We start from the raw sequence: 13,162 nt of genomic DNA, 5'->3' as shown, positions 1-13,162 counted from the left end.
TGTGGGAGCGGGATTGCCCGCGAAGGCGGTGTGTCAGTCGCCCCTCAGGTGTCTGATCCACTGCATTCGCGGGCAAGCCCGCTCCCGCATTGGATCTTCAGTGGCAGATCTACCGTGGCTGGGAGAAATTATCGAGCGTGAATACCCCAATTCCTCGCAGTAAGTGCGAAAGATCCTCCGTCTGGCGCCAGTATTCGCAAGAAAATTCGCAACCGCCCCTCGTATCATTCTCTGCAGAATGAGTGAGAGCCTTCAAATGAACCCAATAAAAACGTGGTGGGATATCAGCCCGCCCTTGAGTGCGGCGACGCCGACCTGGCCGGGAGATACGCCGTTCCAGGAAGAACGCGTGTGGCAGTTTGGCCCGGAGTGTCCGGTGAATGTCGGGCGTATCACCTTGTCGCCGCACACCGGTGCCCATGTGGACGCACCGTTGCATTACAGCGCCGACGGCGCGCCCATCGGCGAGGTGTCGCTGGATGTGTACATGGGCCCCTGCCGCGTGCTGCATTGCCTGAACAGCGGCGCATTGGTGCAACCGCATCAACTGGAAGGGCGTGTGGATAACTTGCCCGAGCGCGTGCTGTTGCGCACTTATCCACAAGCGCCGCTGACCGAATGGGATTCGAATTTCACCGCTATCGCACCGCAAACCATTGAGTTGCTCGCCAGCCTGGGTGTGCGTTTGATCGGAATCGATACCCCGTCGCTGGACCCGCAGCAGTCCAAAACCATGGATTCCCACAACGCCGTGGCGCGCCATGGCATGGCGATTCTCGAAGGCATCGTGCTCGATGACGTGCCGGAGGGGGACTATGAATTGATCGCGCTGCCGCTGCGGTTTGCCAACCTGGACGCGAGCCCGGTCCGCGCGATCCTGCGACCTTTCAAGGAGCCCGCGCGATGAGCCAATGTCCCTTCTCTGCTGATTATCAGCCGCCCGAAGAATGGCATAACGCCGAACTGAATTTCTCCGAGTCCATGAGCTACGGCGATTACCTGGACCTGGGCAAAATCCTCAGCGCCCAGCACCCGCTGTCGCCGGACCACAACGAAATGCTCTTTATCATCCAGCACCAGACTTCCGAGCTGTGGATGAAACTGATGCTCCACGAACTCAAGGCCGCCCGCGAACACGTGCGCCTGGGCGAGTTGCCGCCGGCGTTCAAGATGCTGGCGCGGGTCTCGCGGATCTTCGATCAACTGGTGCACGCGTGGGCGGTACTGGCGACCATGACCCCGTCGGAATACAAGGCGATTCGCCCGTTCCTGGGGCAGTCGTCGGGGTTCCAGTCGTTCCAGTACCGCGAGATCGAATTCATCCTCGGCAACAAGAGCCCGGCACTGCTGCGGCCCCATGCCCATCGCCCGGAACTGCTGAACGAATTGAAAGTGGCGATTGCCACGCCGTCGTTGTATGACGAGGCGATCAACCTGATGATCAAGGCCGGTCTGGCAATCGACCCGAAACGCGCCGAGCGTGATCCGACGGCGGCCACGGTGCATGATGACTCGGTGGAGGCGGCCTGGCGCGAGGTGTACCGCGACCCGAACCGGTATTGGGACTTGTATCAGTTGGCCGAGAAGTTTATCGACCTGGAGGACTCGTTCCGCCAGTGGCGTTTTCGCCATGTGACCACGGTGGAGCGGATCATCGGTTTCCAGCCGGGAACCGGCGGCACCGAGGGCGTGGGGTATTTGCGCAAGATGCTCGACACCGTGCTGTTCCCCGAACTGTGGCGAGTACGCTCCACGCTGTAAACAAAAAGCCCCGGATCACCGGGGCTTCTTCATTTGGAATGCATTCAAAACTGTGGGAGGCTGGCTTGCCTGCGATAGCGGTATATCAGCCAACACATTCAGCGACTGATAATCCGCCATCGCGGGCAAGCCCGGCTCCCACACAAGCCCGGCTCCCACAGGGATTATTGTGCGTTCACTACCGCGTTGCTTTTGCGAACCCGCAACCGGTAGGCGATGTAGATAATCAACACCCACACCGGCATCGCATACACCGACTCGCTGATCCCCGGAATCGCCAGCATCACGCCGATGATCATCACCATGAACGCCAGGCACAGGTAGTTGCTGAACGGGAACCAGAAGGCCTTGAACGACGGCGTCACGCCTTGCTCGCCCAAGGCTTTGCGGAACTTGATGTGGGTAATGCTGATCAGCGCCCAGTTGATCATCAGCGAGGCAACCACCAGCGCGAACAACAGCTCCAGCGCGCTCTTCGGTGCCACGTAGTTGACCACCACGCACAGCATCGTCACCAGCGCCGAAATCGCCAGGGCGCGGATCGGCACGCCTTGCTTGTTCAGCTTCAGCAACGCTTTGGGCGCATCGCCTTGCTCGGCCAGGCCGAACAGCATGCGGCTGTTGCAGTACACGCCGCTGTTGTACACCGACAGCGCCGCGGTCAGCACCACGAAGTTGAGGATGTGCGCAGCGGTGTCGTTGCCGATCAGCGAGAAGATCTGCACGAACGGGCTGCCGCTGTAGGCATCGCCCGAGGCGCCGAGGGTTTGCAGCAACTGGTCCCACGGGTACAGCGACAGCAGCACGGTCAGGGCGCCGACGTAGAAGATCAGGATCCGGTACACCACCTGGTTGATCGCTTTCGGGATCACCTTGCGTGGCTCGCTGGCCTCGGCGGCAGTGATGCCCACCAGTTCCAGGCCCCCGAACGAGAACATGATGAACGCCATGGACATCAACAGCCCCATGCCGCCATTCGGGAAGAAGCCGTTGTGGCTCCACAGGTTGCTGATGGACGCCTGCGGGCCGCCGCTGCCGCTGAACAGCAGGTAGCAGCCGAGCACGATCATGCCGACAATCGCCACCACCTTGATGATCGCGAACCAGAATTCGGCCTCACCGAAGAACTTGACGTTCAGGGTGTTGATCAGGTTCACCGCGACAAAGAACACTAGCGCGCTGACCCAGGTCGGGATGTCCGGCCACCAGAACTGGATGTACTTGCCCACCGCCGTCAGTTCGGCCATGCCCACCAGCACGTAGAGCACCCAGTAGTTCCAGCCCGCGAGGAAGCCTGCGTAGCCACCCCAGTAATTGTGCGCAAAGTGGCTGAAGGAACCGGCCACCGGTTCCTCAACGATCATCTCGCCGAGCTGACGCATGATCAGGAACGCGATGAAACCGGCAATCGCGTAGCCCAGGATCATCGACGGCCCCGCCGATTTGAGTACCCCGGCCGAGCCGAGGAACAACCCCGTGCCAATCGCCCCTCCCAAGGCGATCAGCTGAATGTGCCGGTTCTTCAGGCCACGCTTGAGGCCCACCGGGTTAACCATGTCATCCGCCATTAACGTTCCCTTCTACTTGTTTTTTTCAGGGTGAATGCACGTCGCGCCCACCCCTCAAAACTTCTGAGGGGTCAGATATTACTCTGCGTAAACTTTTCGTAATACAGCTGGACGCCATGAAGTGCCTGATCTGCCAGCCATTGCTGGATGGATTCGACCATGGCCGGGGGGCCGCACAGGTACATATCCGCCGAACTGTCCCGCAATTCGGCCAGGTCGAAATGTTCGGTGAGGTAGCCGCGCTTGCCGGGCCAGTCATCGGAAGGCGCGCTCAGCACTTCGGTGTAACGAAACGCCTTGATCGTTGCGGCGTAGGCCCGGATGCGTGCCGCTTCGCACAAGTCTTCGGCACTGCGTACGCCGTAATACAGGTGCACCGGTTGGTTGCAGCCGTTGGCGGCCAATTCATCGAGCATCCCCAGCAAGGCCGACAAGCCAGTGCCGCCCGCCACCAGTACCAGGGGGCGGGTGACATGACGCAAGTAGAACGCGCCGAGTGGCGCTTCCATCAGGATCGGGTCGCCCACCTGGCAACGTTCGCGCAGGTAGTTGCTCATGACACCGTCGGGCAACAGACGCACCAGGAATTGCAGCTGATTGCCGGGAAGATTGGCGAATGAGTAAGACCGCCAGCTGTCCGTGCCCGGCACCGACAGGCGCGCATATTGGCCTGGCAGAAACTCCAGCGCCTGATCCAGTTGCACGTTCAGGATCGCCGTGCTGGCCGACACTGGCTCTACCGCGCTCACGGTCGCGTTTATTCGAACCGGCCCCGGCGCATTGCACAGGCTCGAAGCAAAATCGAAGTAGAACGTCGCATCGGACTTCACCCGCGTCTGGCAACTGAGCATCTTGCGCTGTTGCAGGTCGAGGCTGGACAGCGCCTCTTCGTCCACATAGTCCTGGGTGTACTCGCCGGATTCGCAACGTCCCTGGCAGGTGCCGCACACGCCTTCGCGGCAGTCCAGGGGGATCTTGATGCCGTTGCGCAACGCCGCATCGAGCAGGATTTCATTCGCGCCCACCGGGAAGAACAGGGTCTTGCCGTCAGCAAAACTGAAGGCCACTTTGTGATTCATCCAGCGTTCTCCATGGATTGGATTGTAGTGAGCGGGCTTGGCGAATCGTCGCACCGCCCGCGCTGGGCTGCGCAGCGGCCCCAAAAGCTTGGGAGCGCTGCGCACTCCAGCGCGGGGCAAGCCCGCTCACTACAAGTTACAGTCGGCTGTCAAAGGTGATAGAAATCCAGCACCGAGTTGATGGTGTCGTTGAGCAACAACACATGCTTGTGGGTGATCAGCCAGCTATCGCCGTCGGGCTTGAGGCGGTAGGTGGCATGTCCGTAGAACTGCTCCGAAGTGGCCAGGCGATAGAACAGCGTGTGCCAGTTCAATTTCACCTCCAGCGTGTCATCCGCGTGCTCGGCAATGCGCACGTTATTGATCAGGTGCACGGTGCGCGGCATCGGTGTGGCCGACGCGGCCTTGCCGGTGCGCAGACGGAACACGCGGTCTTCCAGGCCCGAGCGGTTGGCGTAGTAGATCAACGACATCTCGCGCTTGGGGTCACGGGTGTAGACGTGTTCAGAGTCCCATTGCGGCAGGTGGAACTCGCTCTGCGGATCGAAGAGCTGCACATAGGCATCCCAGTCCTGGGCGTCGCACAGCTCGGCCTTGCGGTAGAAGAACTGCTCGATCCGGTACTGCAACTGGGCATTCATCATTCCACCTCCCGCAGTTTCAGCGCGTGTTGATCGAGGCCGTCGAGCAGGCACCTTTGCCAGTTGCGGTGCTGGTTGACATACAGGCCTTCGTGGGTGAATTCGGTGCCGGTCATCGCCGGTTGAATGCCCAGGGTTTCGCTGTTGGGCGTGGGCCCGGTCTCCCAGCGGTGGCTGCCGCGCGAGATATCGCTCCAGCGCTCCAGTCGCCCCTGAAACCCGCGCTGGGCTTCGCGGAATTCCACCAGGTCGTCCGGCGTGCCCATGCCGGACACATTGAAGAAGTCTTCGAACTGGCGAATGCGGTTTTCGCGATCGGCGTCGGACTCGCCCTTCACCGCCAGGCACTGGCTGATGATCTCGGTCTTGTTCCACGCCAGCGGGCGGATGATGCGCAGCTGCGAGCTGATCTGGTCGAGGAAGAACAGGCTCGGGTAGATGTTCAGGTTGCGCAGGCGGTGCATCATCCACTCGGCCTTGGGCTGGCCGTGCTCTTCCACCAGGCGCGGCATGATGGTGGCGTAGCCGGAGCGTACGCTGGGGTTGGGCATGTCGCTGAACAACACACTGTGGCCATTGTTGAAGGCGAACCAGCCGTCATCGGTGTTGGCGTCACCCGCGCCGAGCTTGCTGTAGTCCAGGGTGCTGCCTGCGCCTGTGCCGTTTTCGGTATTCACCTGTTGGCGATGCTGCACCGTGGCCACGTAGTTGTAGTGCACGGTGCTGACGTGATAACCGTCCAGGCCATTCTCGTTTTGCAGCTTCCAGTTGCCGTCGTAGGTGTAGGCGGATTTGCCCGGCAGCACCTCCAGCTCACCGGTGGCGGACTGGGCGACCATCATGTCGAAGAACACTTTGGCGTCCCCCAGGAAGTCTTCCAGGCTATCGGTGCCCGCCACGTCCAGGCTGATGAACACGAACCCCTTGTAACTCTCGATGCGGGCTTTTTTCAGGCCGCGCGTGGCCTTGTCGAACCCTTCCGGGTATTCCCCCGGCGCCTTGACCTTCACCAATCGACCATCGCTCTTGTAGCACCAGGCATGGAACGGGCAGGTGAAGGTCGACTGGTTGCCCTTGCCGACCCGGGTGAGGGTGGTGCCGCGATGCTGGCAGGCGTTGATCAGTGCGTTGAGCCGGCCTTCACCGTCGCGGGTGATGATCATCGGCTGGCGCCCGGCGCGCATCGTCACGAAGTCGTGGTTATGCGCCAGCTCGCTTTCGTGGCAGGCGTAGATCCAGTTCTTTTCGAAGATCAGGTCCATCTCCAGGTCGAACAGGTCTGGCTCGGTGAACAGGTCGCGGGCGATACGGAACACCCCCTCGGCGGGGCGAAAATCCAGGCACCCTTCAATAAAAGTTTTCCACTGCTCGACGCTTTTTGGACCACGCATGGGAGGCACCTTTCTTGTCTGGGCTGATCGGTGGCCCATTAAAAACAGCACGGTCGAGCGTGGGCTATCCGCTTAATCGGGGAAGCCGGGCCGAAAAGTGGCGACGGCTGCCGCACGCCCGTGCAATGCGCTACTGTGATTGACCAGACGCGCCGCCAGAGCGCGCACAAGCCTAACCGCCGTGGGTGCACCTGATGAGCAGCCAATCGATCCAACGTTTCGACCTGGAAGGCGCCTGTAACTGGATGTCGGGCATCTGCGGCCCGCATCGGCTGGCCACCGCCACACCCGAGCGCCTGCGTTTTCAGCACAGCGCCAATGTGCTCAAGTCCCGCGCCACCACCCTGGGGGTGATCGAGTACGGCACCGACGTGACCATCGACATCGAAGACGCCGAACACTTCAGCAGCTACAGCCTGAGCCTGCCCCTGGTGGGCGAGCAGGAGTTGAGCCGCAACGGCGAGCGGGCGAGTTCCAACCGCGACCAGGGGGTGATCATCTCGCCCAATGAACATCAAGTGCTGGCGATCTCCGGCGACTGCCGCAAGTTGCAGGTGGTGATCACGCGGGCGGCGATGAGCGAGGCTTTGGAAGGTTTGCTGCAACGGCCGGTCCAGGTGCCGCTGCGCTTTGAATCGGCGATGGACGCGGTGGACGGCGCTTCGGCGGCCTGGTGGCGCATGGTGCGTTACTTCATCACGGAACTGGAACAAGGCAGCGCGTTGTATGAACAGCCGGCGTTTACCCGCGACCTGGAAAGCTCGTTGATCAAGGGCCTGATTCTGGCCCAGCCGAACAATTACTCCGAAACACTGCGCGATGTGTTGGGGGTGAAGCTGCCGCATTATCTGGTTCGCGCGCGGCAGTACATTCACGACCACGCCCGCGAAGCGTTGCATCTGGAGGACCTGGAAGCCGCCGCCGGGGTGTCACGGTTCAAGCTGTTCGACGCCTTTCGCAAATACTTCGCGCTGTCGCCCATGGCTTATCTGAAAAAGCACCGCTTGAGTGCGGTGCGCCAGGCCATCCTTGAACATGGCGCCACCCAAACCATTTCCGAGATCGCCCTGGGCTGGGGCTTTACCCACCTGGGGCGATTTTCGGCGGAGTATCGCAAGCTGTTCGATGAATCGCCCAGCCAAACCCTGCAACGCAAGCGCCTGCGCAGCCTTTGAACCCCATGAAGATCAAAATGTGGGAGCTGGCTTGCCAGCTCCCACAGGGGTTTTGTGGTGTTTGGGAGGAATCAGATCAATTCTTCGACCAGTTGCAGGCAATGACTGAGCCCCGGCGACTGGTCATTCACCCGTCGGCTGAGGATGATCGGCGAGGTCGCCGTGACCTCCACAATCGGCGTGTAGCCGATGTCCGCCCGATGCAGCACCTGCACCGACGCCGGTACCAGCGTCACGCCCATGCCGGCGCCGACCAGGCCGATGGCGGTCTGCAACTCGTTGGTCCACTGCGCTACCTGGAGGCTCAGACCGTGGGTGTCGAACAGCGCGATCACATGGTCGGCGTAGCTGGGGCGCGGGTTGCCCGGGTAAAGCACCACGGGTTCCGCTGCCAATTGCGCGAGGGTAACGGGGGCGGCGAGCAACGGGTGACCGGCGGGCAGCACCGCCACCAATCGGTCTTCCACCAGCACACGCTGGACGATGGCCGGGTCGTCGATGCGAATGCGCCCGAAGCCCACATCGATGCGCCCGGCCTTGAGCGCTTCGACCTGCTGCAACGTGGTCATCTCCGACAATCCCAACTCCAGCTCCAGCGTCTCATGGGTACGCAGGCGGCGGATCAGTTCCGGCAGCACGCCGTACAGGGTCGAGGGCGCGAAGCCGATGCCCAGCCAGGTCTTCTCGCCCTGACCAATGCGCCGCGTGCTGTCGCAGACCTTGTTCAACTGTTCGAGCAACACGTTGGCGTGCTCATAGAAAAACCGCCCGGCTTCGGTCAGCCGCAGCGGTCGGCCACGCTCCAGCAGGGTCACCCCGAGTTCGTCCTCCAATTGCTGAATCTGCCGGCTCAGCGGTGGCTGGGCGATGTGCAGGCGTTCGGCGGCGCGGGTGAAGTTGAGGGTCTCTCCCAGCACCTGGAAATAGCGCAGGTGACGCAGTTCCATGACGGCTCCTTTCATACCTGTGAGGTATTGTGCGAGACCCATTCTATATTGGAAGCCTTGAAAAATACGGCACAGAATCGGCTGAAACTTGAAAGTAACCCCACGGGTATTGCCATGCCGATTTGCGCCATCGAGTCGATCGACACGATCATCGTCGACCTTCCCACCCTTCGCCCGCACAAGCTGGCCATGCACACGATGCAGAACCAGACGCTGGTGATCATCCGCCTGCGCTGCGCCGACGGCATCGAAGGCATCGGCGAAGCCACCACCATCGGCGGCCTGAGCTACGGCAACGAAAGCCCCGACAGCATCAAGGTCAATATCGATCGTCATTTCGCCCCGCTGTTGATCGGCCAGGACGCGAGCAATATCAACGCGGCCATGCAGCGCCTGGAACGCAGTATTCGCGGCAATACGTTTGCCAAGTCCGGCATTGAAAGTGCGTTGCTCGACGCCCAGGGCAAACGCCTGAACCTGCCCGTCAGCGAACTGCTCGGCGGACGCGTGCGCGACGCCTTGCCGGTGGCCTGGACCCTGGCCAGCGGCGACACCGCGCGGGATATCGACGAAGCGGAAAAGATGCTCGACCTGCGCCGCCACCGCCTCTTCAAACTGAAGATTGGGGCCCGTGATGTCAGCCACGACCTGGCCCATGTGATTGCGATCAAAAAGGCCCTGGGTGAGCGCGCCAGTGTGCGCGTCGATGTCAATCAGGCCTGGGACGAAGCGGTGGCGCTGCGGGCGTGCAAGGTGCTGGGCGACAACGGTATCGACCTGATCGAGCAACCCATCTCGCGCAATAACCGTGGCGGTATGGTCCGGCTCAATCGGTCGAGCCCGGCGCCGATCATGGCCGATGAATCCATCGAGTGCGTCGAGGATGCGTTCAACCTGGCCCGCGAAGGCGCAGCCTCGGTGTTCGCCCTCAAGATCGCCAAGAACGGCGGCCCCCGCGCCGTGTTGCGCACCGCCGCGATTGCCGAAGCGGCGGGCATCGGCCTGTACGGCGGCACCATGCTGGAAGGCGGCATCGGCACCCTGGCTTCGGCCCATGCCTTTCTCACGCTGAACACGCTGGCCTGGGGCACCGAGCTGTTCGGCCCGTTGCTGCTCACCGAAGACATCCTCACCGAACCGCCGGTCTATCGGGATTTCCAGCTGCACGTTGCTGCCGTACCGGGCCTGGGCCTGGCCATCGATGAAGAGCGCTTGGCGTTCTTCCGTCGCGACAAACACTAAGAGGCACCTGCCATGCTGTTCCACGTAAAAATGACCGTGAACCTGCCCCTCGATATGCCACCCGAGCGCGCCGCCAGCCTCAAGGCCGAGGAGAAGGCGCTGGCGCAGCGCCTGCAACACGAAGGCAAATGGCGCCACCTGTGGCGTATCGCCGGGCACTACGCCAACTACAGCGTGTTCGATGTCGACAGCGTGCAGGAACTGCACGACCTGCTGATGCAACTGCCGCTTTTCCCCTACATGGCCATCGAAGTGAACGCCCTGTGCCGTCACCCTTCGTCGATCCATGGGGACGACCGCTAAGCCGGTTCTCAAGCCTGATAATTACAAGATGAGGAGTGCACCATGTCCATTCGCCTTTCCCAGACGGCCCATGCCCAACGGTTTCTCGAACAAGCCAGCGGCCACCTCAACGACGCGGGCAACCCGCGCGCCAAGGCGCTGATCTACCGGATCCTGCGCGACACCGTGAACATCATCGAAGACCTGGAGGTGAGCCCGGAAGAGTTCTGGAAGGCGGTCAACTACCTCAACGAGCTGGGCAAGCACCAGGAAGCCGGCCTGCTCGCCGCTGGCTTGGGGTTGGAGCATTACCTGGACTTGCTGATGGACGCCGCCGACGAGGAGGCCGGCAAGACCGGCGGTACGCCGCGCACCATCGAGGGCCCGCTGTACGTGGCCGGTGCACCGCTGTCGAAGTACGAAGCGCGGCTGGACGATGGCACGGACGCCGCCGTGCCGCTGTTCATGCGCGGGCAGGTGCGCGACACGCAGGGCAAGCCGTTGGCCGGGGCGATTGTGGATGTGTGGCAGGCCAACACGGGCGGCACGTACTCCTGGTTCGACCCGACGCAATCGGAATTCAACCTGCGTCGACGCATCGAGACCGACGCTCAGGGCAACTACCGTTTTCGCAGCATCGTGCCGTCGGGCTACGGCTGCCCGCCCACCGGGCCGACCCAGCAGTTGCTCGACCAACTGGGGCGACATGGGCAGCGCCCGGCGCATATCCACTTCTTCATTTCCGCGCCGGGGCATCGGCACCTGACCACGCAGATCAACCTGTCGGATGATCCGTATCTGCATGATGATTTTGCCTACGCCACGCGGGATGAATTGATCGCCGAAATTCGCTTCAGTGACGATCCGCAACTGGCGCGGGAGTTTGGCGTGGAAGGGCGGTTTGCGCAGATTGATTTTGACTTTGAGTTGCAGTCTTCGGCTGCACCGCTGGAGCAGCAACGCATGCAACGCGTGCGTGCCCTCGAAGACTGAACGCGGTTAAAAATGTGGGAGCTGGCTTGCCTGCGATAGCAATGGTGCATTCACCACCGTCATCGCAGGCAAGCCAGCTCTCACAGAGTGTGGTGGTGTTGCGGCTATTTGCGGATGACCAGGTCCAACACCTCATCCCGATCCTTGATCTTCTGCAACACGATCTCCGAGCGTATGTCCGTCACCCCCGCCGTGCGGTTCAGGTGGTTCACGATAAAGTCCGAAAAGTGCTTCAAGTTCCGGGCCTGTACCCGCAGCACATAGTTGCTGGCGCCGGTGATCACATAGGCGCTGGCCACCTCCGGCCAGCCCTGCACCTTCTTGATGAACGTCTCGTGCCAGTCCTCCACATCCTGACGCAACGACAGGTGCACGATCGCTTCCAGCTCGATGCCCAATTGCTCCGCATTCAGCACTGCGCGGTAGCCGCTGATGATTCCCTCGCTCTCCAGCAGGCGCAAACGGCGCAGGCATGCCGAAGGGGACAGCGCGACTTTTTCGGCCAGTTCCTGGTTGCTGATGCGGCCATCCTGTTGCAGGTAATGCAGGAGGCGCAGGTCGGTAGCGTCGAGAATCATGATTAGAATAAATCCGCGGGTTTTGGGGAAAGGTTCGAATTTCCTGCAGCTTAATTAGCCTGTTGCCGAGCACTTTGCACGAAAATTCTCCAAAGCTTCGTTCATTATTTGCTCCATTCACACTTATAAAAACAGGACCGTTCATGACCTCCCGAAGCCATTGCCAAGCCCTCGACGCCCAGGACCTGCTGGCGCCCTTGCGCCGCCAGTTCGCCTTGCCCGAGGGCGTGATCTACCTCGACGGCAACTCATTGGGCGCCCGCCCGGTAGCGGCTCTGGCGCGGGCGCAACAGGTGATCAGCGAAGAATGGGGCAACGGCTTGATCCGCAGTTGGAACAGCGCCGGCTGGGCGGACCTGTCGCAGCGCCTGGGCAACCGCCTGGCGCCGTTGATCGGTGCGCGTGACAACGAGGTGGTGATCACCGATACCACCTCGATCAACCTGTTCAAGGTGCTGAGTGCCGCATTGACGGTGCAGCGCCAACGCCAGCCTCATCGCAAAGTGATCGTCAGCGAGGCGAGCAACTTCCCCACCGACCTGTACATCGCCGAGGGCTTGGCCGAGTTGCTGCAACAGGGCTATTCCCTGCGCCTGGTCAACAGCCCGGAAGAACTGCCCCAGGCCATCGACGCCGACGTGGCGGTGGTGATGCTCACCCACGTCAATTACAAGACCGGCTATATGTACGACATGCCGGCGCTCACTGCGTTGAGCCATGAGTGCGGCGCCCTGAGCCTCTGGGACCTGGCGCATTCGGCGGGCGCAGTGCCTATCGACCTGCACGCGGCCTGCGCCGATTACGCGATTGGCTGCACCTACAAATACCTCAACGGCGGGCCGGGTTCCCAGGCGTTCGTGTGGGTCAACCCGGCGTTGGTGGACGTGGTACGCCAGCCGTTGTCGGGCTGGTTCGGGCATACCCGGCAATTCGCGATGGAATCCCGCTATGCGCCGAGCGCCGGCATCGCCCGTTACCTGTGCGGCACCCAGCCGATCACCTCGCTGGCCATGGTCGAGTGCGGCCTGGAGATTTTTGCCCAGACCGATATGGCGAGTTTGCGCAGCAAATCCCTGGCGCTCACCGACCTGTTTATCGCGTTGGTCGAAGCCCGTTGCGCCGCCCATGACGTGACGTTGATCACCCCGCGTGAACACGCCCGGCGTGGCAGCCATGTGAGTTTCGAACACCCTGAAGGTTACGCCGTGATCCAGGCCTTGATCGCCCGGGGTGTGATCGGCGATTACCGCGAGCCGCGGATCATGCGATTTGGATTTACCCCGCTGTATACGAGCTTCACCGAGGTGTTCGACGCCGTGGAAATCCTCGGCGAAATCCTCGACAACGGCACGTGGGACCAGCCGCAATTCAAAGTCCGCAACAGCGTCACTTAAGGGCAATACAAATCGACTGTGGGAGCTGGCTTGCCTGCGATAGCGTCGGTGCATTTCCAACCGCCACCGCAGGCAAGACAGCTCCCACAGGTTTCAGCGCCAGCAAAAACA

General features: G+C 61.6%; 13 protein-coding genes. 7 read left to right on the top strand and 6 right to left on the bottom strand.

Annotation, left to right across the window (positions count from 1 at the left end):
• Window positions 1-256: 256 nt before the first annotated feature.
• Both kynB and kynA read left to right on the top strand, forming a co-directional pair.
• Window positions 257-907: an arylformamidase gene (kynB, locus tag ACW9IB_RS28230; RefSeq protein WP_457365906.1), complete on the top strand. Its 651-nt coding sequence runs from the start codon at window positions 257-259 to the stop codon at window positions 905-907.
• Window positions 904-1,761, top strand: coding sequence for a tryptophan 2,3-dioxygenase (gene kynA / locus ACW9IB_RS28225; RefSeq protein WP_457416565.1), 858 nt, complete (start codon window positions 904-906; stop codon window positions 1,759-1,761). Before kynB ends, kynA begins: the two co-directional genes overlap by 4 nt.
• A 164-nt stretch (window positions 1,762-1,925) precedes the next feature.
• Here kynA and ACW9IB_RS28220 read toward each other — a convergent pair whose 3' ends face one another.
• The 4 genes from ACW9IB_RS28220 to antA form a co-directional block, all read right to left on the bottom strand.
• Window positions 1,926-3,329, bottom strand: a complete 1,404-nt coding sequence (locus tag ACW9IB_RS28220) for an amino acid permease (protein WP_457416563.1) — start codon at window positions 3,327-3,329, stop codon at window positions 1,926-1,928.
• Window positions 3,330-3,400: 71 nt separating this feature from the next.
• Window positions 3,401-4,408, bottom strand: coding sequence for an anthranilate 1,2-dioxygenase electron transfer component AntC (gene antC, locus ACW9IB_RS28215; protein ID WP_457416561.1), 1,008 nt, complete (start codon window positions 4,406-4,408; stop codon window positions 3,401-3,403).
• A 149-nt stretch (window positions 4,409-4,557) separates the two neighbouring features.
• On the bottom strand, window positions 4,558-5,049 hold the full coding sequence (antB, locus tag ACW9IB_RS28210; protein WP_457416567.1) for an anthranilate 1,2-dioxygenase small subunit: 492 nt from the start codon (window positions 5,047-5,049) through the stop codon (window positions 4,558-4,560).
• On the bottom strand, window positions 5,049-6,440 hold the full coding sequence (gene antA / locus ACW9IB_RS28205) for an anthranilate 1,2-dioxygenase large subunit (protein ID WP_457416559.1): 1,392 nt from the start codon (window positions 6,438-6,440) through the stop codon (window positions 5,049-5,051). Before antA ends, antB begins: the two co-directional genes overlap by 1 nt.
• Window positions 6,441-6,634: 194 nt before the next feature.
• Here antA and ACW9IB_RS28200 point away from each other — a divergent pair, with 194 nt between their 5' ends.
• A complete protein-coding gene (locus ACW9IB_RS28200; RefSeq protein ID WP_457416557.1) occupies window positions 6,635-7,615 on the top strand; it encodes an AraC-like ligand-binding domain-containing protein in 981 nt (326 codons plus the stop codon).
• A 71-nt stretch (window positions 7,616-7,686) separates the two neighbouring features.
• On the opposite strand, the gene ACW9IB_RS28195 is transcribed toward ACW9IB_RS28200, so the two are convergent.
• Window positions 7,687-8,562 (bottom strand): LysR family transcriptional regulator, encoded by an 876-nt coding sequence (locus ACW9IB_RS28195; protein ID WP_457416555.1) that lies wholly within the window; start codon window positions 8,560-8,562, stop codon window positions 7,687-7,689.
• A 114-nt stretch (window positions 8,563-8,676) separates the two neighbouring features.
• On the opposite strand from ACW9IB_RS28195, the gene ACW9IB_RS28190 reads away from it, so the two are divergent.
• From ACW9IB_RS28190 to catA, 3 genes are read left to right on the top strand one after another with little or no spacing between them, the layout of a single operon-like run.
• Window positions 8,677-9,804, top strand: coding sequence for a muconate cycloisomerase family protein (locus tag ACW9IB_RS28190; RefSeq protein ID WP_457416553.1), 1,128 nt, complete (start codon window positions 8,677-8,679; stop codon window positions 9,802-9,804).
• 12 nt (window positions 9,805-9,816) lie between these two features.
• Window positions 9,817-10,107, top strand: a complete 291-nt coding sequence (catC, locus tag ACW9IB_RS28185) for a muconolactone Delta-isomerase (protein WP_457365898.1) — start codon at window positions 9,817-9,819, stop codon at window positions 10,105-10,107.
• 42 nt (window positions 10,108-10,149) lie between these two features.
• Entirely contained in the window at window positions 10,150-11,079 is a 930-nt protein-coding gene (catA, locus tag ACW9IB_RS28180) for a catechol 1,2-dioxygenase (RefSeq protein WP_457416551.1), read from the top strand.
• 104 nt (window positions 11,080-11,183) lie between these two features.
• Here the strand turns inward: catA and ACW9IB_RS28175 are convergent, their stop codons facing one another.
• On the bottom strand, window positions 11,184-11,657 hold the full coding sequence (locus ACW9IB_RS28175; RefSeq protein WP_457365896.1) for an Lrp/AsnC family transcriptional regulator: 474 nt from the start codon (window positions 11,655-11,657) through the stop codon (window positions 11,184-11,186).
• Window positions 11,658-11,800: 143 nt separating this feature from the next.
• Here ACW9IB_RS28175 and kynU point away from each other — a divergent pair, with 143 nt between their 5' ends.
• Window positions 11,801-13,051, top strand: coding sequence for a kynureninase (gene kynU / locus ACW9IB_RS28170; RefSeq protein WP_457416549.1), 1,251 nt, complete (start codon window positions 11,801-11,803; stop codon window positions 13,049-13,051).
• The last annotated feature ends 111 nt before the right edge of the window (window positions 13,052-13,162 follow it).

The organism is Pseudomonas sp. SDO524_S393 (assembly GCF_054071875.1).
This window is presented reverse-complemented; position numbering and strand designations above follow the sequence as displayed.